The sequence below is a fragment of the Halogeometricum pallidum JCM 14848 genome, from assembly GCF_000337095.1.
Lineage (GTDB): Archaea > Halobacteriota > Halobacteria > Halobacteriales > Haloferacaceae > Halogeometricum > Halogeometricum pallidum.
Map to the genome: position 1 here is coordinate 100,155 of NZ_AOIV01000035.1, position 19,069 is coordinate 119,223.

Genomic DNA, 19,069 nt, shown 5'->3' on the forward strand with positions numbered 1-19,069 from the left:
CGAGTTTGAACACACAGCGAGCCCGATCTTGGGCGTTGTACTATTGGAGAAGAACTGCGCGAACAACCTACTCCAGAAGAGTCCGCTTCGGTTCCGGGGCTGCAGGGAAACAACAGAGCGAATTGGAGATTAACGTCACACCGATCGGCCAGATTGTGTGTTCACGCTCGGCGATCGTGTGAACTCAAATGAAAGCGAACGGGAGGAGTTTCGTTCTCTGTTAGGGGTGTGCCTAGGGGCACGTGATCAAAACACTCCACATACTTTCGCGTAGCCGTTTCCCCAGAAGCGTGGTGTGTGGGTCGGTCGTTCACACTACACTGGAAGAGCGAAACAGAGATTTTCAACCTCGGGTGCCAGCGAGATGACTTGCGCCTTCCGCTGCAGTTCACGCCGACGTTTCTCGATCCGTCCCTCCAACTTCGACAGTCGGTCACGCTGTCTCCGGATCGCGATGTCCATGTCCGACCCCGCTTTGGCTTTCCGCTCGTAATCCGCGATGAATGTCTCGATTCGCTCGCGCTCGGCTTCCGCGTAGGCCTCGAGATCATCGAGCTCTTGCTGCGTCTCCTCTCTACGGCGATCCTGGAGTTTGTCGCGTTGTGATTCGACACGCTGACTCACGTATCGGTCGGCCGATGAACGCATCTCGCTTTGGTGTTCGAGGAGCGTGCGTACACGGTCTCCATTCGGGGAGTCCTTGATCGTATCTCCCTCGATGATTCGTTGACCAAGGCGCTGCTGGGGATCACGATGTGCCGCATCGACGAAGACGGGGAGAATCTCCTCGCGGATTACCTCGCCCGTCCCATCCTCGAATCTGACGCGGTAGTTGTAGGTTATTCCCGGTTCGTCGACGAACGGGAGCAGCTTGAGCCCCACAGCACCTTGCTCACTGTCGAGTACCCGCTGCATCAGTTCTTGGACGAGATCTGCATCGGGAGAGATGTACTCGATTCCGTCGTGGTCCATCGCGAACTCACGGTTGAACGTGAACGGTCCGTACGGCTCACCGTCACGCGAGCGTCGAAGCGAGTCGGGCAGTTCTGCACGGAAGAGGTTGTTTCCAGCCTTCTCGACGTCTCCACCCAGCGCGGAAATCCCCAGCTCGAAGAACTGTCGGATGTCAGCTTCGCTACCGTAGACGTCCTCGGACTGGTCCATCACCTCCTGGATCTTCCGGCGGCTCTCCTCGTCGAACGTGCTGGTGTCGATGAGGCTCCGTTCGTACCACTCCGCGAGGGTCCGCTGTCGCTCGTCGATGAGCTCTTCGAGCTCCTCCTTGGTCGCACTCGCTGGTTCGTCGTTCCGAATGGACTCCATGATGAGCGAGTCGACGTTGATGTCGTCGAGCATCCCCAGCACGTCAGCAGTGTTCCCCAGCTGGCCGCGGATGTTCTCGACCTTCTCCTGGAGCATCTCGAACACCTCGCTCTCGCGGGTGTCCTCGAACGAGAAGTTCCACACCTTGACCTCCTTCTCTTGGCCGTAGCGGTGGAGGCGACCGATGCGCTGTTCCAATCGATTAGGATTCCACGGCAACTCGTAGTTGACCATGATGTGGCAGCTGTGCTGGAGGTCGATCCCCTCGCTGGCTGCGTCGGTCGCGAAGAGCAAGCGGGACTGGCCGTGATTGAACTCGTCTTCGATGCGAGCGCGGTCTTCCTTGTCGACGCCGCCGTGGATGACGAGAATCTCGTCGGCCCACGGTTCGTCCTTCACCAGTTCGAGGATGTAGTCGAGTGTATCGCGGTACTCCGTGAACAGCAGTACCTTCTCGTTGGGTTGTTTTTCGAGCAGTTGCTGGATGTACCGCCGAACCTTCTGGGCCTTCGAGTCGACAGGGATGCCCTCCGCGAGCGATACGAGGTCTCTGAGCGTCTCGATCTCCTCTTCGAGTTGGGCGTCGCTCTCGGTGATCGTAAGCCCTGCAAGCTCCTCTTCGGCCTTCTGCTGGTCCTGCTCGTCGAGGTCCTCTCCCTCGAGATAGGCGGAGGCCTCTTCGGACAAGGATGTCGCCGTCGTCTGCTGGTCCACGAGGTTCGCGAGTCGGCGGCTGAGCGTCGCCTTGATCGCTCCGATACTGCTGACGAGGCGCTTCTGCATCAGCGCCATCGCGAAGCCCACAGCAGGCTCGTTGAGCTGCTCAGAGCGGTTGTAGACGTGCTTGACGTAATCCGTGACCGCACGGTAGAACTGGCGCTCTTCGTGAGTCATTTCGACCGGGATGGTCCCGACCTCTCGGTTCGGGAAGATGCGTTCGCCGTCGTCGTCGTAGATGGTCTGCTTCCCGCGACGCATCATTACGCGGTCGACCGCCTCTTTCGAGAGGTCTTGGTCCTCGGCGACGAGGAAGGGGTCGATGTACTCGATGAGCGAGCGGAACGCCTCGCCCTTGCCGTCGTGTGGCGTCGCACTCAGCAGGAGCAGCGAGTCGGAATTGTCGGCGACACGCTCGACCATCTTCGAGGTCTTGCTCGGCGATTCGCCGCGCTTGGCCGCCTTGTGTGCCTCGTCGACGACCACGACGTCCCAGAACGCGTCGTCGAGTTCCTCGCGGAACTCTTCCTGACGGAGGAACGCCATACTCGTGACCAGCTGCTGGTGGTCCTGGTCCCAGATGTTCGCCTCCTCACCGAGACGACGGCGTTCACCTTCGACCCACTGCCGATCCGCTGGTGTGAGGCTGATGTCGAAGAAGCGGTCCATATCGCGGATCCACTTCTTCTGGAGATGGGCGGGGACGACAAACAGGACGCGGTCGGCGCGGTTGCGTGCTGTGAGCTCTTTGAGGATAAGCCCCGCCTCAATGGTTTTCCCCAGCCCGACGTCGTCGGCGATGAGTGCTCGCTGTCGGAGCTTCTGCATCACCCAATTGACGCAGGCGAGCTGGTACGGTTCGAGGCGGACCAGTGAGTTAGAGATGGAGAGGAGTTGGCCCTGCTCGTGAGCGATCTGGAGCTGGAGCGCCTGTGAACGGAGGTCGAACCACTCTGCAGAGACTGATTCGTGGTCAGGATGTAGCTGAGTGGCCGTTGCAGGTTCGAGCGCACTGAGTTGGTCCTGCTTCCGCTCGATCTCCACGTCGTCGATACAGACGGTCTTGACGCCGGCGTCCTCGACATAGGCCCGCAGGTACTCGAGGTCGCCGACGGCGTACGTCTTGATGACCTCGGCGGGGTTGTCGTTGAGGAGGATTTGATCCCCTGACTCAAACCTGCTCATTATTTGATCAAACTGCTAACCTGTATCTAACTATGCCGACAGATCCTTTATTAGCTCGTTTTCGGCAGCCACGAGCGAGTAATACGATTCACCAGCCACGGAGAATCCTTCCACATATTGATTGTAATGGGTGTTTTTCCCAGCATACTGTTCTAAGTAATCCAAATAACTGACCCCTGCCAGAACAGCGTTTTCCATATCTGCGACAGACCCACTTAACAGGTCATCGGCTGATTCAACATGTATCTTGTACGCAGCATCCTCGTTCATATATTCCTGTAGATACTCAATATGGCGATCACAAGCATTGATATAGTCCTCTAAATCATTTAGTGACTGAATTCGGTCGTCGGAAGGAGAAGCAACCGAATTCTGGCTCCGGATATCTACAGGCCCCTGAACTGCATATGAACGGAATTCGTCGTCCCTGACTGCGAATTGCTCAAGATGATTGATATACGACTCAAGTGAGCTGATCAAGAACTCGGCTGCTTTCTCCTGAGTTTCCAATTCGTCGCAGAAGCTATAGAATTGGTTCATATAGGACTGAAACTCATCATCCTCAAATGACTCTAAGTAATGTTCATATTCGGATAAAAGAAGGAGTTGTGATTGAAGATATCGGGAGTAGGTTTCATCTTGGAGTCCAAGCGTTGACGGGTCCTTCCATCCATCTAAACCATTGATATTTGTAGTTGTCTCTATATCTTCCTTCTCAAAACGTTGTGAGATCCGGTCTTTGATTATGGGAACTGCGGCATCAAGCACGATAGTAGAAACTGCGTTTTTTACAATACTAGAACTAACAGCCTTCTTTGCGGCCGATTTTGTTGCAGAAGATTTGGCAGCATGTTTAGCGATTTGAATTACGCTTGATATACCAGGCATACCCTATCTACAGATATACACTAATATAAACATATCTGATATTTCGGATGGCGGGCAATCATTCCTGAGTAATTGTGACGAAGTTCAACACGAACTCCTGTGGGAGGACGCCGCCGTGGTAGAACCGCGCGTCAGGGAGGCCCTGGTTGCGGAAGCGCTGTATCGGATCGGCGAGAATACTGACCCTGGCATCGTCATCGAGGTAGCCTAGGTGAGTGTCTTCGTCGAGTAGGACGCCTGGTGCGTCGTCATCGAGATCTGTTCCGGAGACCCACCGTCGGGTCACCTGTTCGGCGTTGTCCGGTGGGTGGAGGTCGTCGATATCGACGTGCTTCGGCAGCGAGACGAAGCCGTGGTCTGAGAGGATGTACGCACGGTCCCACTCACCCTTCCGCAGTTTTTCACAGATGATGCGAGAGATCGCTTCGATGCGATCGCTGAACAGCTCCTCGAAGTTCGTCAGCTCCTTCTCACCCGTCTCGTCGATGTCGTTCCAGTAGTAGGCGACACGGGTGTTGCTCCAGCCCACCTCGTCCTCAGCGTCCTGCATGATGTAGCTCCAGCCGTCGTTCTCGAGGAGGGTCTGGCGACGGTGGTTCGTAATCTTGCGATCGTTGCGTTCGGGGACGAGTTCCCCGTCCTGGAGTTCGATGTTGAAGCTGAACTTACTGCCGGGCGTGAGCGCGGCCTTCCCGAACTCGGTATCGGATGGGAGCGTGCCAACCCACGTGCTCTCGTCGACTTCGAGCTGGGGAAGCTCGCGACGGATCGAGTCGGCGAGTTCGTGGGCGAGGTCGAAGCGCAACGCGTCGACGATGAACAATGCGACGCTCTGGCCGCTCTGGAGGTGCTCCTGCTCCTCGGCGAAGAACTGGTGAGCATGCTTCTCACCGACGAAGGGTGAGCCAGCTTTGATCTGGTCAACGACGAGGTCACCGAGGTCGGTGAGGTACTCGAGGTACCGCGATTCGGTTAGGGAGGAACGAAGCCCGTCGAGCGTCGCCGTCGCCGGGTGTTCCTCTGGGAGTCCGGTCTCCGGTTCGCCGGAGACGATGAGGTTGAAGACGGCGTTGTCGATCTGCCAGGTCCCCCCATCGACGTCGCCGTAGAGATCAACGACGTCACTGGTGTCGCCGCGCTCTTCCCATGTCGCGAGTTCGTTCGCAAGGGTGGCCACGTCGATGGCCTGCTCCCAGACGTTCGTCCACGGAACGTCGCCGTAGGTCGAGTCGAGCCGATCGTGACGCTGCTTCGCCTGGGTGACACACGTCTCGTACTCGCCGCTGTTGAACGACTGGGTCCACTCGTCCCAGAGCCGGTGTTCGAGCGAGGCGTCGACCGGACAGTCGACGAGATCCCACGGCTCGTCGTAGGTGCGTAGGACGTCGTGCCAGAACCGCTGGTCCGGATCGAGGTAGACGTTCGCCAGTTCACGTTTCTGTGCGGTCTTGCTCAGCACCGAGCGGAGCTCGGGTCTGGAGATTCCGAACCCAGTGCTCGGTTCGGGTTGATACTCCACCGGGAGCAGCGACTTGTCGAGCCCTTCGTCGACGAGCCACTCAGCGACCGCCCAACGGCGTGTTCTCTCGACGATGGTCCAGGCGTCGGACTCGCCCTCGACGGACTTGACGCCGTCGTCAACCAGCAGGTCACGGATCTTCAGCAGCTCGTCGCCTTCTGGAAGATTTCGAGTACCGTGTTCGAGGACGAACTGCACGGGATCGTCGTGGCCGTCCAGCACGATCTTCGTCTGCAGACCCTGGAGGGATGGGAGCCCGCCTTCGCCGTTGAGTTCCTCGTAGAGCGTCTGTGCGACCTTCTCACGGTCCTCGGCGTCCTCGTAGGCGCTGCGGATTGTCGCCGCTTGGAGGCGATCGCCCTCGAAGCAGCGTGCCGCGAGCTTGCCGATGTGTTGCTCAACGACACCACCAGTGTGTTCGACGTCCCTGAACCAGTCTATGTCGCCGCTGCTGGGCTGAGGAATGTACCAGACGGTTCGATCTCGTGGTGCCTCTGCACGGAGTTCTAACGGCGTCTGCTCGGCGGCACGGAACTCACAGCGGAGTTGCGTGCTCGCGTGCTTGACGATGTCTCGGAGGTAGCCACCGTCGTCCCACCAGAGGATGACGGGGTCCTCGTCGGCTGCTTCGTCGACGGCGGTCTCGATGGCGTCGTGGGCACACTCTGGGAGGGTCTTTGTCGCAGGCATGACTATTTCACAGCTTTCTGTCTCACCGCTTCGAGCAGTTCTTCGCGTGTCTCCGTGCCAATTCGAGCAACTCCCACACGCTGGTAGGTGAGTACCGTACACCCCTTGGCTTCGAGTGCGTCAAATTCGAGTGCATCAAGAGAGCTCCTGGAGGCGCTAAGGCACCAGATAGAGCCCGGTTTAGCTGCGTTGACAAGGTCGTTCCACACCTTTCCGGCTGTGTTCTGAAAGATGTCGGTCGACAACATCACGACCAACACATCGGCGTCGTCTGCAGCTTCGAGGAGTTCAGTTTTCGCTTGTTCAACCATCTCGCTACGCCTCATTGGCTCTTGTCTCTCATCAGATACTGCTGACAGTATCTCTTCGCCACCGATGACACCGTATGTTTCTGACAGCACGTGCAGATGAGCATCGGTGAATTCAGCAAGTTCGTCGTGAAGACCAGCTACCATTCCAAAGAGCCCTTCGTAGTACTCCTTGACCGGGCGGTTGCGGTTCTCTGCAGTCGTGTTTGACCCTTCTGTGAAGATGTGGGCCTGCATTAGATCACCTGCTTGCCCACGATCTTCGGAACAATATTGGCATCAACGAGTGGCGTAATGTTGATTTCGACGCCGTGATCTCGGTTCGGCTGGTACCCAGCCGTCGTAATCTCTGAGAGCGCGCGAACAGCCCAATCAGACGGGATCTCCTTCTCAACAGCCTGACATCGGTCGTCAATCTCCTGGGCTAGCGCTTTGAACTCTGCAAGTGGCGGGAGGTCGCCAACACTCTCCTCATCTTCGGTCATCGCCTCCAGATACTCTGTATTTACAATTGAAGAATCGTCAAGGCCCGTCGCGAGCGAAGCGAGTAAGCGTTCATCTTCGGTCAAATTCTCAAACGGTTGGCCATCGTCGTCCAGAAGATCTGTACCCTCACGCTCGAAGTAGTAGGTCATGAATAGGATCCCTGTGCTGGAGTAGTGGTCTGAACCCTTAAGCCGCCAATGAAAGTAATTAAATAGGTCTGCCAAGTGCGATTCGACCGGCTTATCAACTGGCTTGGCGTATTCCATGCAGGCTCGTTCAAGTTCTTCAAGAGCGTCAATCCACTCGTCACGCCATTCGTCGACAGCCTCCCAGAACTTGTCGGAGAATGTATTTTTAAACCACTTCTCTCCCCTGCGCTCTCGCAATTCCGCTAGCGTGTCCACGCGTTTTCGGGTTTCTTCACGGAAGGAAGCGATCTTGGGGGCCAGTTTTTCAACGCGCTGGCGATCCTCATCGTCGAAATTCCGCTTATTGGTGCTCCCCAGTTCCTGAATCACATCCTCGAAGACGCTAATTTGATTGAGTCCACTCGTGCAGCGCTCGTATTTCTCAGCTGCCTCAGCCTGCTCGCTTGTAGATAGTGAGTCGTCGCTCCGACGACGGTTCGCGGTGCTGCGGCGTTCTCGTAGCTCGGCTTTCCGAGGTTCTAGATACTTAGACGTGAGTCTGTCGAGCATTCCAGAGTTGAGGCTGTGATAGTCGACGAAGCACGCGAATCCCTCGTCCGTTGAGTCGGCGATGGTTCGTTCGGTGGTGAGTTTCCAGACTATTGGTGTGCTATTCATTGTATTGACGTGATAGTCGAACAAATGGTCCTCAATGAATGCCCGAAGGTTGGGATACGCCTCTTCGCCAGCGGAGACAGTCCCAAGAACATCATCAACCTCGACCAGACGGTCCTGTGCTTCCTCACCGTAGGTTTCCTCGAAACAGTTAATGATACAATCGAGCATGTCAGGTTGCTCGTCGACACCGTAGAGGGGGATGATACCGTCGTCTTCCTCTTGGACGGACATCATCGCAAAGTGGTGAATCAGATCCTTGACTTGCTGCTCAATGTTCAGTACCTCACAAAGCATCGCCAGTTAGCCTGACCTGAGCCACCTGTTCTGTTGTAATGAGTCGTCGCTGCTGGTCAAGCAACGCTGATNTCAGTACCTCACAAAGCATCGCCAGTTAGCCTGACCTGAGCCACCTGTTCTGTTGTAATGAGTCGTCGCTGCTGGTCAAGCAACGCTGATCGAAGAGGGAGCTGTCGCTGTCGGCGGCGGTCAGCCGCCGACGCGACAGCGTTGCCACTCACAAGGCGGCGATCCCGGTCAGTGACTACCGGTAGAACCGGTCGTCAGGTGGCCGATTCGCGGGGACGGCCCGACGCACCGCGAGGGCCGTCCACGCACCCCGCCGAACCATATTCACGAACTCCTTGTACGGCCACCACCAGAGGCGACGCCCGCCTCGCCGCGGCGTCGCCACGTATTCGTAGTGCAGATACCGCCACGTGTTCTGCAACAGCAGACTCACCACGACGTACAGCAATCTCACCGTAGAGTCTCGCGTCGTTGTCGTCGCTATCGCTTGCTCGGACAACCGATAGCTCGACTCGATACCGAAGCGTTTCGAGTAGTGGTATCGAGCGTCGCGTGGTGTCTCGATGAACGGCGCGTCAGCGGCGTAGCCGTGACGCGCCACGCCATGCTCGTCGTACTTTCCGTTCAGGTACGTACAGTCGATGTAGACGGGAAACTCGACGGTCCAGCTGTGACCGTCGAGTTTCCCTGTCAAATCATGCTGAATGACACGGCTCCACCCTTCCGAGAGCTCTTGCTGAATCGTCTCACCCCATCGGATGATCGGGATCACGTACGCGTAGTTGTGCGCCTGAAGCAGCGTGAGACACTTGCTGTCGTAGAATCCGCGATCAAGGTAGACGGCCTTGACCTCGGTGTCAAGGCCGTCGAGAACACCGAGAAACTCAGCGAGGACGCTGCTGGCGGTGTCGCCGTCTTCGAGACGGCGTACCGCCAGCGTGTAGCGTTTGTTCTTCACACGCGCGTAGAGTGTGGCGTAGGCGTGGAACGCGGTGGTTCCACGCTTCGCCACCGAGTGATAGAGGCCGTCTGTGTCGGCTTCGTCACCGTAGTAGGGGCGCAGGTGGAGGTCTGCGCAGACCTCCACCTGCTCGGGGAGCAGTTCATCGAGATCCTTCCGGAGGAGCGTATTAGCGGCTCGTTCGAGCCGTTCCGGCTCGAACTTCGTCCGGAGGTGGTAGAGGATCGTGTTCCCAGCGGGTGCGTTCTGGCTTGAAGCACAGAGCGTAGAGACAGAGGTCCCGTCGGCGCAAGCGCCGACGAGGACCTCATAGATGTCCTCGGCAGTGATTTCAGCGTTATTGGCTAACGAGAGCGGAACTTCCTCGTCGAGGCGGTTGACGAGAAAGTTAAGAAGCTGGTCCTCGTGAATCACAGTGTCTGCTTGCTTGTTGGAGTGCACATCCTCAGCAAGCAGACGTTCTGACTAAGCGGCTTTGTGAAGTACTGAATTTGGGCATGTCTTTCTGTTTGCCGAGNAGAAGCTGGTCCTCGTGAATCACAGTGTCTGCTTGCTTGTTGGAGTGCACATCCTCAGCAAGCAGACGTTCTGACTAAGCGGCTTTGTGAAGTACTGAGAATTGAAAAGTGTCACCAGCAGCAGGATAACGTAATAGTCCGGACATGCTGGTTATCTCAGTGACAAAACTATCATCTATTAGTCGAATACCAGTGCTATCAATTTCTGGCAATGAAATAAATTCATAACGGTCCTCAACATCAGAATATGCCGCAAACGACTCTTTTTCAAAGCTATCAACTTCAACGTCTAAATTTGAGACTTCAGCTTCAGCGTTTGTAGATGCGATGGCTGGAATGCTAATGCCTCCACCACTAATGCCTAGTGCAGTTCCGGTCAGCTTGATCATTGAACGACGCGACACATCATTGCTTAAATCGTCGTCAGCCAACTGATGTCCAGTATTGTTGCCCACATTGTAAGTCATTAATTCCAACTTGTATAAGTCTATGGTATAGTGTAAATGCCGATGTCGATATCGACGGGGAACTCCCACTCCCACACGGTGCCCACCGCGGGCTCGGCGACGAACGGTTCCGGATCGACCGCGGACTAGCGCAGGACGTGCTCCGTCACAAGTCGTTGTCGACGACGAAGAACGAGTACTCGCATATCGACGTCTCCGAACTGGTGAGGGGGTGAGCAACCTACTCGACAAGTAATGAAACAACTGCGGATTTGCGTTAGGAACCTCTGTTCGCATGGTGCAGCGGTAAATTTGATATATTGGAGTGTGCGAAGTACAATATAGATGGCAAGCGAGCATGACCGCGCAGTAAAGGCACTTGCGAAGAAGTACAAGCGGCAGAGCAACACGAAGGGGGTCTACGCCGACCACGTCAGTAGTTTTCCCAACCCGACCATCCGCGTCGGTGCTGGAAACCACATCCCTGACCTATACATCAAGTTCACAAATAGCCGAGAGAAACTCGTCGAGGCGTTGGAGCAATTGAGCGACGTAGGGACTGTTCTCCCAACTCCGATGAGGGCTAATCGTCGTGATGAGCGTTCGGGCCTCTTCGTGGCTCATATGCCCATTTCGAGCGTAATCCACGATGAGCCGAGACATCGGGACGATCCGCGGCCCCTGCAGCACGGCGTGAATCAGCGGGAAGTTCGCCCACCGAACTCATCGGTCAGAAACCCGTCGACATCGAGCGCGTTCGCGAGGACAATGCCGTCGGTTTCGCCGTCGTCGAGACCGAACGTCGGCCGTGAGTCTGGCGTATCGTCGCGCTCGTAGGGATCCTCGACCGTGTAGTGATTGCGGGCTGCAAGGACATTGTTCGCGGCTGCGGCGTGGATATCCTGATACTGCGTGATGTCGCGGAGCTCCGCGATTACTTCTGGCGGCACGAACACATCACACGAAGTGAGGAGATACTGGAGGGAATCCGGAGCGGTGTCGGTGTCGTAGGCAGCGTCGGCTCGTGGAACGGCGAGACTGACCAGTGCACTCGTGTCGGCGACGACTGTCCGCAGCCGCGGCCTGCTCATCGCTCGTCGCCGTCACCAGTCTCGACCGTCGTCGCGTCGTCGCCGTAGATGTCGACGTCAGTGGGCGCAGCGAGATCCAACGGTTCGGACTCGAGGTCCGCCTTGAGCAGGCGGAGCCGTTGGGCGGTTTCAGCGCCGACCAACTGCTTGACCGTCTCAAAGTCGAGCTGGTCGTCGTAGTATTTCGTCGCCACCAGTTCCTGGAACGTCTCGCTGTCGGCGGTCTCTTCGATGTACTCGCGGATCGCTTCGACGAGGACATCCGTCCGGTCTTTGTCGAAGAGGTCCGCAATCGCGTCGAGACGCTCGACGAGGTACTCCGGCGACTGGAAGTGGACCCGTCGGGGCTTGTCACTCGCGCCCATCCTATGTGCAAATTCTGCACACAGTCGGATAATAATTCCGGTGCATGCACATAGTTTGCACATCCAGATTTAAGGACGGCCTTTGACGATCGTAACTCCTCTTGGGGTGAGTTGGAAGAGGCGTTGTGCTAAAAACTGCCAGACACCTGTCCCAACCCGATACAGAATAGATGTTAGTCAGGATGATTTACCGGCGATTTCGACCGCGACGAGCGATCAGCCTTACCGAGTTTCCGTCAGAATCGCTCGGTATCTCACGATTAGGCAACTTATTCGTAGAGCTTCGATCGTCAATCTGAGAATGGGGAGGATTGCCAGGTCGGAATGTTTTCTCAGTAGCGTAATCAATTGCAGCGACCGCGAACGGAGTAATCACCGCTGCGGCCAACAAAGTCATCCCCGAACCAAGTGACCAGTGGATCCCTGTATCTGGAGCGACCAACCATGTTGCTGCAAGGCCTGAATAGAGACCAATGATTAGCGCTTGAAGTCCATCCTTCAGGTGTTCCTTCTTGAGGAAAGGCATACTCAAGATAGCAGAAGATGCGGAGCCTGTTATGAGTTAGATTCAATCGTTACTGAGTTTGCTAACTCAACAATCTCAACCCGGCGTTTCGTGGGTTGGAGCCCCAAGTCTGCGGAAAGGATGAGATTCAATCCAACCGACTCATTCCCGGTAACGCTGGTCGTGCTTGCCTTTTGGAATGATTCAGCAGGGTAGGCACCACCCGCCGCGAAACCCGTCCCAGAATTCACCTTCCATGTCGAAACGAAGCCTCGAACAGGAAGCGTTCCTCCGTCAAGTTTGAGTGTGATTTCCCCCGCCTTCTCATGCATCATCGTGTCCGAGAAGCCCTCGTAGTGGAACTCGCCCTCGTACTCACGAGTCTGCTTCGCGACATCCGGAGTATTCGCCCCAACTTCGACTTCACGGATATTCTTGATACCGCTCTGTCTCATGTTGGCCTTCAATTCGGCTGCTGCAGGCCCGACCAGCCGCTCCGGAGTCGCCCCGATCGTCGTGTAGCCGCGCAGGTCGATGTGTGCTGCGAAGAACTTCGCTAGTGGGCTATCGAACTCGCCCAAGGTGAGATTCTTCACCCGCTCCCGGAATGCGACGTTCTCGAACGTGCGGAAGCTTACATACGGCGTCGTTCCTATCTCTGACTGCATCTTCATCTTCCGTGCGTCGGTCTCTTCCCATCCCTCAAGCTTGCCCGAATCTACGACAGGCTTCGCAATTTCGACACCGGAGAGATCACTCGATTTCTCACCTTCATCCGGAGAGCTACATCCGCTTACGGAAACTGCGGCCACCGTCCCGACCGCCCCCAGGAACGCCCTCCGAGACGTTCTCATTTCCATCTGATACCAGTACAGTCAGTAATACTAGAACATAAGCTTTGTAGGAGGAAAAAGGTGTCTCCCCACCGCCCGAACAACCTCGCACGTCTCCTATCTTTCTGCCAGCTTTAGGAGCACTCTCTAGCACCGGTTTCCTCTCATGCGACCCAATTTGCTCTCTTACTCCAGAAACAAGGCACTCAACTGTCTGCTCTCGAATCAATGCAGAATCGGCAGTATCCCAATCCCCGTTTGAGCACGGAAACGAACAGCGAACCGAGACTCACCAGAACTACTCTCACCCAGTTTCGCACCGACAGCACGGCGCTGAGACTGCCGCTTGGAGGCACTCGTTTTCATAGCGTTCTACTCAGAGTAGCGTTCGCCGCCGAGTCGCGGCGACCGTCGCAATCCATAGACACTTCTTCAAGAGTTATATACAGAGCAGCGAACCGGTAGCGTGATGTCTCCCTCCAGACGTCAATTCCTTGGATCGGTGGGGGTTGCGTTCGCCGGCGCATTCGCCCCGACTACCGCCACGGCGAGTCCGACGCCCTCCCTCGACTGGCCCATGGACCGGTGCGACCCTGCCGGCACCGGCTATCTCCCCACCGCATCGGGGCCGAAAGACGGCGTGGAAGTCACCTGGTCACACGAGACGACCGATTGGTTCCTCGGAACCGCCCCACCGATTCGCCTTGGAAACACTATCTACGCCGTCGGGAGCGGACTCCTTGCTCTCGACGCTGACACGGGGACGAAGCGGTTCGGAGCCCCCGGTCCTTACCAATCGGCCCCAGCGCGCGTTCCGGCGTCCGCGTACACGACAGATACGCTCGCTGTGACCGCGCCGTCGGGCGTGTTCGGATTGAACGCGGACGGTGGCGTCAACGTCCCGTTCCTCGACCGGTCGTTCGGTGCCCGACGGTGGGTGGGACCCCGCTCTCCCGGTGCTGGTTTCTTCGGCCCTGCGGCGTTGAAGACACCCGTCGCGGCTGACGGCGTCGTCTACACTGCAATACCGGGGACGAACAGCGTCTCGGCGCTCGAGCCGAACGACGGGTCCGTGCTGTGGCGGCACACTCACCACGAGAACGACGCGGCGAGCGCCGAGTTCAACAGACCGGCCGTCCGGGAGGGTCTCGTCTACGTGACGAACTGGCCCAACCAGGCGACCGCTTACCACGCGGAGTCCGGAAAGCGGCAATGGCGTCGCGAACTCGACGAACAGATGGTGCTCGCGCCAGTGGCGACAGAGGCAGGCGTCGTTGTCCCGACCCGGAGCGGGGTCCGATTACTCGACGCAGAGGACGGTACCACGCTCTGGCGATGCTCACTCGACGGGAATATGACAGAGGGCGCACCAGCGGTAGCTGATAGAACCATCTTCGTCGGCGACGAACGGGCGACTCTGCACGCGGTCGACGTGGCAACGGGCGAGGTCCGTTGGACGACGCCGTTCGAGGGACCCACGTCGCCGGTCGTCGCGGATGGTGTGGTGTATGCCGTCCGTGCGGGGTTTTCACTACTCGCGTTCGACGCTGTCTCGGGGGAAAGGCTGTTCGAGTACCGCCCCTCACAGGTTCCCCTATCGACCCCGGTTGTCGGCGACGGGGTTCTATACGCGACTAATCGTCGACGAGTCATCGCACTGGAGGAGTCGGCATGACGACCGACTCGGATGGCACAACTGAACGCCTCGACACGCCCGCGAGTCGAGACGAGACGATGGCAGGAGAAACAGTGACGATAGAAACCGTGCTACGGTTCGCATTCACGCGTCTTCGTCGCAATCCGGCACTCGCTGCTCCGTTCGTCGTCGCGGGTCTCCTCGTATCGCTGGCCGACTGGCTCCGCAGGCTCGGTCCCGTTTCGTTTGTGACACCGGAGACGCTCGGAGACACGTTCAGTATCCAGTACTCGATGATTCCGATGGGGACAGCTCGGACCGCAAGGAACGTCGGCGCGCTGGTCGACCTTCGGGTTCCCTACTTCGTCGGTGCCGCGGGGCTCGAACTGCTCGTCTGGTTGGGGCTCGGCGTCGCGGGCTGGCTAACCCTCTCACGCGCCCTCAGCGTCGAGCGTCGTTTCGATGCGCTTGCACGGTATTTCGCCGTTTCGGGGCTACTCGCCGCTCTCTCGCTGGTGGCCGGGTCGTCGTCCGTCAGCGTCGACAGCCTTCCCATTATGGCGCTGACAGTGTTTATCTACGCCTTCGTCTCGGCCAGCCTATTCCTCTTTCCCGGGTCACTGGTCACCGGCAAGTCGATTCCAGCGGGGCTTCTAGAGAGCGTTCGGGCCTCTCGCGGGAACCGATGGACACTGTTCGGGCTCATCGCCGCCCTCGGACTCGCATACGGGACACTCGCGAAGGTCCCGGTGGCGGGCGGGTTTCTGAGCACGGCCGTCGTCGCACCCGTCCACGCTGTCTCGTTTGCTGCGTTCCTTCCGGGAGACGGCGATGCCACCGTGGAGAACACGGGGCCGTCGGACCCCGCTCGTCGAGAGCGGTAGCCAACCGTTTGGAGTCCGAACCGTTCTGGTCCTCAGAGGAGCAGCCAATCAAGACTCGACGCGCAGGTAGACGACCCACCGGTGCCGTCGTCTCTGAACGTCCAACTGTGTTCCTGCCCCCGGTCAGGGCACGCGATGATGTCCGTCTGAACATGTGTTTCATCGTTGCCGACGTCCTCCATGACGTATACCGTCACGTTCCCAGGCGTCCAGCCATCGATGGTCGTCGTCACCTCTTCGCCGGGTTCGACCGTAACCCGTTGAGTTGGGACGCCCTCATCGGCCAACGTCACGTTTCGGTAGCCTTCGGGCCAGATCAGTTGTGAAAGCGTCGCGAGTCGGCGTTCACCGTTGTCGGTCGTAACGCGGAAGTTCATGAGCATCGCCACTTGGCGACTCTCGACGGTGTAGGCGGTTACTCGGTAGGTGGTGTTATCTTCATTCGAGACGGTCAGTTCCGGCGGTGACTCAATGACTTCACTGGCGGCCACGGAGACGCCGCTGAGGAGGACCAGCATGGCGAGGAAGGCTGCCGTTCGTCGCGGGGCCATACCGATGCAACACGACCACACCGAGATAAGTACCCGGTCTCACAGCGGAGTACTTGTTGCTCTCGTCGATTGCGGATTCTCGTCACTCCACCGAGTCGATCACCTCGCCCATTACCTTTGACTCCGCGCATCCGAGCAACGTATCTGATTTCGTTCGGCGGACAGTTCGTGACGGAATCGATAGTAGGGATATATGTGATTGGGCTGTTATATTGTAGATGGAGGATTGTTCCTCCGATGTCAGAGGCACTTCACCAAGCAAGACTCGCTTACCTCCGATTTCCCTTCTGCCGTTCGTATTGCAAGGCATTCGGACCTTGTTGAAACGTTTCGTTGGCGCCGTGGGTATATCAGACGCAAGGATGGGCTACTCGAACCCCTGTTCACGCTCGTCACCCGTGCGTTGCTGGCGCGCGCGCTTGTAGCGGTCACGCTCCTCGCGGGCGGTCGCCCAGTCGCCGAGGTCGCTGTACACGTCGTCGATGGTCCGCTCGTCGCTGCCCTCCGCGGCGGTGATGGCGTTGACTGCAGCCGGCGATGCAGCGTCGTATGTCGCCTCGTAGTCGGTGATGCGCGTCGTCAGCTCTCGAACACCATCCTGCAGGTCCTCGACAGAATGGTCGGCTACGAGCTGGTTGATGCGTCGCCACTCGAAGTACGCGTCATTCCGTTCGTAGGTGACCGGATGGCTATCGTGTCGAGTGACGATTCCCAAATCGTCGAACCAGCTAAGGTACTTCCGGGCAGTCTTGGGGTCACAGTCGACGCTGTCAGCAATTGCGCTTGCCGCTGTCGGGTCACGGGTCTGTAGGATAGTGCCGTAGATGCGTTGTTCGACGTCGCCGCTGCGAAACGCATCCACGAAGGGGGGTGGCCCATCGGCAGCGTCTGTTTCGGACATACTCGGAATTACAGGACGAAGGATATAGTTTCTACTTCGAGGGATAGTTTCCTCAGTTGGGTAGATTGGGTTCCACAAGTTGACAGCACCTTAACCAACGTTGGGTGATTTGCTTGCCCTAGTGTTGGTTAAGGCCTCATTTCTGAAATCGAAGTTCTCGAGCTGGTTTCACGCAGAATCTGTCTTGAGCGCCGTCAACGCCATTTTGACCTACTTCATTGCCCGGTGACGACCGCTGTGTGAGTCGGTTGACCAACTCCTCACGAACTGCGTCGCGGCTGACTGTCGTTTCGTGCCGGCCAAGCCGCTCGTCGAAATACCGCTTCTGGAACCGTTGGCCGACGGCGTCGACGGCGATGTACTGCGTCCGCTTCATGCCCGCAACGCTCGTCGAGACGAACTCGGCTCCGACGTCTTCGTGGGTGAGTTCAACGAGTGCGCACTCGACAAATGAGACGATGCCAGTCGGACTTCTGCCGTGAGGGAGCGTCAGTTCGAGATCTGCCCACGGTTCGTCGCTTGGTTGCTCAGTGTGCTCGCTAGGGAGTCGTGATCGCTGTTGCTCGTGTTCGGATGACATGGTTGTTGAGTGGGTGCCTACGGCGTCCCCTCCCCCCTCTCGGGGGCGACAAACTCAACCGCGGATCGCATCACTACCCTGTGAGTGAACTCTGATATATCGGCTAGAGATAATCGTCGTTTGATGGCTCCTCAGCTGGAGAGAGCCATCGGCGTTTGCCCCGGCGTACCCTAGTCTTCCTTTAGATGATTTGGGAGATACAGGGAGTGACGAAACGGGCTTAGATTTGTTAAGAGGACCGCCCGGATGTTTTCAGTAAAAATCTGTCCGAAGAGTGTGATTCCAACAGAGCAGGAAACGGCCGTCACGATCAGTTCTCACGATAGAGACGACTCAATCAACAGAGACAGCGATGAACCTAAGTATGTGTAGAACCTACACATAAAGTGATGGCCGAAGAGAAAACACGAGTCGATTTCAACGCCCCAAAGTCCCTCGTCGAGCGCGCCGACAGCGTCGTTGAGCTCCTTGATACTTCTCGGACCCGGCTTCTCATCGATGCTCTTGAAGACGAACTCGAAACTCTCGCAAACGATGAGGAGTTCCGCCGGCGGCTTAGTGACGCCTACTACGATGGTCGCGTCGACTACAACACGGTCGAAACAATCCTCGGCCGCGAGGAAGCGATGCGAATGAAACTCCTCCGAGCGTCGATCGACCGGACACCCGCCGTTCCCCAACTCGAGGACGGCCTCCCGAGTGACGATGCGTTCTACGACGGCGAAATCGCCGAATGGACGGACTCGAGTTCGTCTGAGTCATCGGATGACGAGTCCCACGCTTGACGATGTCGGAGCAAGCGGTTGCTGTCGTTGATACCAACGTCCTGTTGAATCTCGCTACTCCGGTCGTCGACGGCCGTCCGCAAGCTCCCTCCGGTGCGGATCCGCTCAAAGCACTGCTCACCGGGTATGATGTCCAGATACCCGCGAGCGTGCTGGGAGAGCTCACCGACGCGACAGGGAGCGAGGATCTCCTAGCTGCGGCTGCCGACCTCGTGCTCCAGGCAGCGAACTATTTAACGACCCACGACGTCGACGCACAAATCGACGAGCCGCTTGGCTACGGGCTCGATCGTGGGGAATCCGAATGCATCTGGCTAGCTAACGAGTTAGAGGCAGACCTCTTCATCACGGACGAGTTCAATACAACCAACTACCTGTTCGTCACTCTCGCGCTCGACGATCGGAATATACTGTTTACGACTCCGCACATCCTCTGCACGCTCGCAACCCACGATATCCTGCCTCTGGAATATGTCACGGCTGCCCTCACCTACTACGTCGAGACCAAGAGCTGGGACGCGCAGTACGTGGCTCAATTGCGTCAGCAGTATCTCTCGGATCTTGGTTCGTGACGAGCACTCGCTGTTCGACGACCGCCCTCACGAGACCGTCATCGACGAGGTCACTGACGAGCTGTCGCGCCGTCGCCTCATCGACGTCCACTGTCGACACCCTGGCTGCATCCCGGTCCTGTGCGAGGAGTTCGGTTTCGAGTCGCTCGTGACCGTTTCCTGTATCATCGAGTATGCTTGGACCAGTCATGGAATTCATGCGTGGGCACGCTC

Annotated in this window: 17 protein-coding genes and 1 pseudogene; 4 read left to right on the forward strand and 14 right to left on the reverse strand. The window is 57.5% G+C overall.

The window, feature by feature from the left end; translation table 11 throughout:
• Positions 1-315: 315 nt before the first annotated feature.
• The 10 genes and pseudogenes from C474_RS13730 to C474_RS13770 all read right to left on the reverse strand — a co-directional run bounded on the left by C474_RS13730 (position 316) and on the right by C474_RS13770 (position 12,974).
• A complete protein-coding gene (locus tag C474_RS13730) occupies positions 316-3,225 on the reverse strand; it encodes a helicase-related protein (RefSeq protein WP_008387806.1) in 2,910 nt (969 codons plus the stop codon).
• Positions 3,226-3,255: 30 nt separating this feature from the next.
• The gene (locus C474_RS22145) at positions 3,256-4,113 is read right to left on the reverse strand and encodes a hypothetical protein (RefSeq protein WP_152421674.1); all 858 of its coding nucleotides are present in this window, start codon (positions 4,111-4,113) and stop codon (positions 3,256-3,258) included.
• Between the two features lie 58 nt (positions 4,114-4,171).
• Positions 4,172-6,322 (reverse strand): BREX-5 system phosphatase PglZ, encoded by a 2,151-nt coding sequence (gene pglZ, locus C474_RS13740; RefSeq protein ID WP_008387810.1) that lies wholly within the window; start codon positions 6,320-6,322, stop codon positions 4,172-4,174.
• A gap of 2 nt (positions 6,323-6,324) precedes the next feature.
• Complete coding sequence (locus C474_RS13745; RefSeq protein WP_008387812.1) at positions 6,325-6,867, reverse strand: hypothetical protein; 543 nt, start codon at positions 6,865-6,867, stop codon at positions 6,325-6,327.
• On the reverse strand, positions 6,867-8,153 hold the full coding sequence (locus tag C474_RS13750; RefSeq protein WP_204366094.1) for a hypothetical protein: 1,287 nt from the start codon (positions 8,151-8,153) through the stop codon (positions 6,867-6,869). Before C474_RS13750 ends, C474_RS13745 begins: the two co-directional genes overlap by 1 nt.
• Positions 8,154-8,463: 310 nt before the next feature.
• A complete protein-coding gene (locus C474_RS13755) occupies positions 8,464-9,630 on the reverse strand; it encodes an ISH3 family transposase (RefSeq protein WP_008387815.1) in 1,167 nt (388 codons plus the stop codon).
• 151 nt (positions 9,631-9,781) lie between these two features.
• Entirely contained in the window at positions 9,782-10,162 is a 381-nt protein-coding gene (locus C474_RS22150; protein ID WP_160166841.1) for a hypothetical protein, read from the reverse strand.
• A gap of 480 nt (positions 10,163-10,642) precedes the next feature.
• Positions 10,643-11,244: pseudogene (locus C474_RS13760) on the reverse strand (hypothetical protein).
• Complete coding sequence (locus C474_RS13765; RefSeq protein ID WP_008387818.1) at positions 11,241-11,609, reverse strand: ribbon-helix-helix domain-containing protein; 369 nt, start codon at positions 11,607-11,609, stop codon at positions 11,241-11,243. Before C474_RS13765 ends, C474_RS13760 begins: the two are co-directional and overlap by 4 nt.
• A 555-nt stretch (positions 11,610-12,164) precedes the next feature.
• Complete coding sequence (locus C474_RS13770; RefSeq protein WP_152421677.1) at positions 12,165-12,974, reverse strand: hypothetical protein; 810 nt, start codon at positions 12,972-12,974, stop codon at positions 12,165-12,167.
• Between the two features lie 550 nt (positions 12,975-13,524).
• Here C474_RS13770 and C474_RS13775 point away from each other — a divergent pair.
• Positions 13,525-14,622: a PQQ-binding-like beta-propeller repeat protein gene (locus C474_RS13775; protein WP_008387822.1), complete on the forward strand. Its 1,098-nt coding sequence runs from the start codon at positions 13,525-13,527 to the stop codon at positions 14,620-14,622.
• Positions 14,619-15,467, forward strand: coding sequence for a hypothetical protein (locus C474_RS13780; protein ID WP_008387823.1), 849 nt, complete (start codon positions 14,619-14,621; stop codon positions 15,465-15,467). The genes C474_RS13775 and C474_RS13780 overlap by 4 nt, the downstream gene beginning before the upstream one ends.
• Positions 15,468-15,499: 32 nt before the next feature.
• On the opposite strand, the gene C474_RS13785 is transcribed toward C474_RS13780, so the two are convergent.
• The 3 genes from C474_RS13785 to C474_RS21600 all read right to left on the reverse strand — a co-directional run bounded on the left by C474_RS13785 (position 15,500) and on the right by C474_RS21600 (position 17,499).
• A complete protein-coding gene (locus C474_RS13785) occupies positions 15,500-16,018 on the reverse strand; it encodes a hypothetical protein (protein WP_049917002.1) in 519 nt (172 codons plus the stop codon).
• A 367-nt stretch (positions 16,019-16,385) separates the two neighbouring features.
• Positions 16,386-16,919: a DUF7342 family protein gene (locus C474_RS13790; protein ID WP_008387827.1), complete on the reverse strand. Its 534-nt coding sequence runs from the start codon at positions 16,917-16,919 to the stop codon at positions 16,386-16,388.
• 136 nt (positions 16,920-17,055) lie between these two features.
• Positions 17,056-17,499 carry a hypothetical protein gene (locus C474_RS21600; protein WP_083862038.1) on the reverse strand — a complete coding sequence of 148 codons (444 nt, stop codon included), beginning with the start codon at positions 17,497-17,499 and terminating at the stop codon, positions 17,056-17,058.
• 389 nt (positions 17,500-17,888) lie between these two features.
• Between C474_RS21600 and C474_RS13795 the strand changes: the two genes are divergently transcribed.
• Positions 17,889-18,284, forward strand: a complete 396-nt coding sequence (locus C474_RS13795) for a hypothetical protein (protein WP_008387829.1) — start codon at positions 17,889-17,891, stop codon at positions 18,282-18,284.
• A gap of 2 nt (positions 18,285-18,286) precedes the next feature.
• On the forward strand, positions 18,287-18,856 hold the full coding sequence (locus C474_RS13800; protein WP_008387830.1) for a hypothetical protein: 570 nt from the start codon (positions 18,287-18,289) through the stop codon (positions 18,854-18,856).
• Here C474_RS13800 and C474_RS23600 read toward each other — a convergent pair.
• The gene (locus tag C474_RS23600) at positions 18,771-19,046 is read right to left on the reverse strand and encodes a hypothetical protein (protein ID WP_083862039.1); all 276 of its coding nucleotides are present in this window, start codon (positions 19,044-19,046) and stop codon (positions 18,771-18,773) included. The two genes, C474_RS13800 and C474_RS23600, sit on opposite strands and share 86 nt — an antisense overlap.
• Between the last annotated feature and the right edge of the window lie 23 nt (positions 19,047-19,069).

What these genes read in the sequence shown, in the direction of transcription:
- C474_RS13730 (WP_008387806.1), bottom strand. Translation starts at nt 3,225, where the DNA reads ATGAGCAGGTTTGAGTCAGGGGATCAAATCCTCCTCAACGACAACCCC.
- C474_RS22145 (WP_152421674.1), bottom strand. Translation starts at nt 4,113, where the DNA reads ATGCCTGGTATATCAAGCGTAATTCAAATCGCTAAACATGCTGCCAAA.
- pglZ (WP_008387810.1), bottom strand. Translation starts at nt 6,322, where the DNA reads ATGCCTGCGACAAAGACCCTCCCAGAGTGTGCCCACGACGCCATCGAG.
- C474_RS13745 (WP_008387812.1), bottom strand. Translation starts at nt 6,867, where the DNA reads ATGCAGGCCCACATCTTCACAGAAGGGTCAAACACGACTGCAGAGAAC.
- C474_RS13750 (WP_204366094.1), bottom strand. Translation starts at nt 8,153, where the DNA reads ATGTCCGTCCAAGAGGAAGACGACGGTATCATCCCCCTCTACGGTGTC.
- C474_RS13765 (WP_008387818.1), bottom strand. Translation starts at nt 11,609, where the DNA reads ATGGGCGCGAGTGACAAGCCCCGACGGGTCCACTTCCAGTCGCCGGAG.
- C474_RS13770 (WP_152421677.1), bottom strand. Translation starts at nt 12,974, where the DNA reads ATGGAAATGAGAACGTCTCGGAGGGCGTTCCTGGGGGCGGTCGGGACG.
- C474_RS13775 (WP_008387822.1), top strand. Translation starts at nt 13,525, where the DNA reads ATGGACCGGTGCGACCCTGCCGGCACCGGCTATCTCCCCACCGCATCG.
- C474_RS13780 (WP_008387823.1), top strand. Translation starts at nt 14,619, where the DNA reads ATGACGACCGACTCGGATGGCACAACTGAACGCCTCGACACGCCCGCG.
- C474_RS13785 (WP_049917002.1), bottom strand. Translation starts at nt 16,018, where the DNA reads ATGGCCCCGCGACGAACGGCAGCCTTCCTCGCCATGCTGGTCCTCCTC.
- C474_RS13790 (WP_008387827.1), bottom strand. Translation starts at nt 16,919, where the DNA reads ATGTCCGAAACAGACGCTGCCGATGGGCCACCCCCCTTCGTGGATGCG.
- C474_RS21600 (WP_083862038.1), bottom strand. Translation starts at nt 17,499, where the DNA reads ATGTCATCCGAACACGAGCAACAGCGATCACGACTCCCTAGCGAGCAC.
- C474_RS13795 (WP_008387829.1), top strand. Translation starts at nt 17,889, where the DNA reads ATGGCCGAAGAGAAAACACGAGTCGATTTCAACGCCCCAAAGTCCCTC.
- C474_RS13800 (WP_008387830.1), top strand. Translation starts at nt 18,287, where the DNA reads ATGTCGGAGCAAGCGGTTGCTGTCGTTGATACCAACGTCCTGTTGAAT.
- C474_RS23600 (WP_083862039.1), bottom strand. Translation starts at nt 19,046, where the DNA reads ATGACTGGTCCAAGCATACTCGATGATACAGGAAACGGTCACGAGCGA.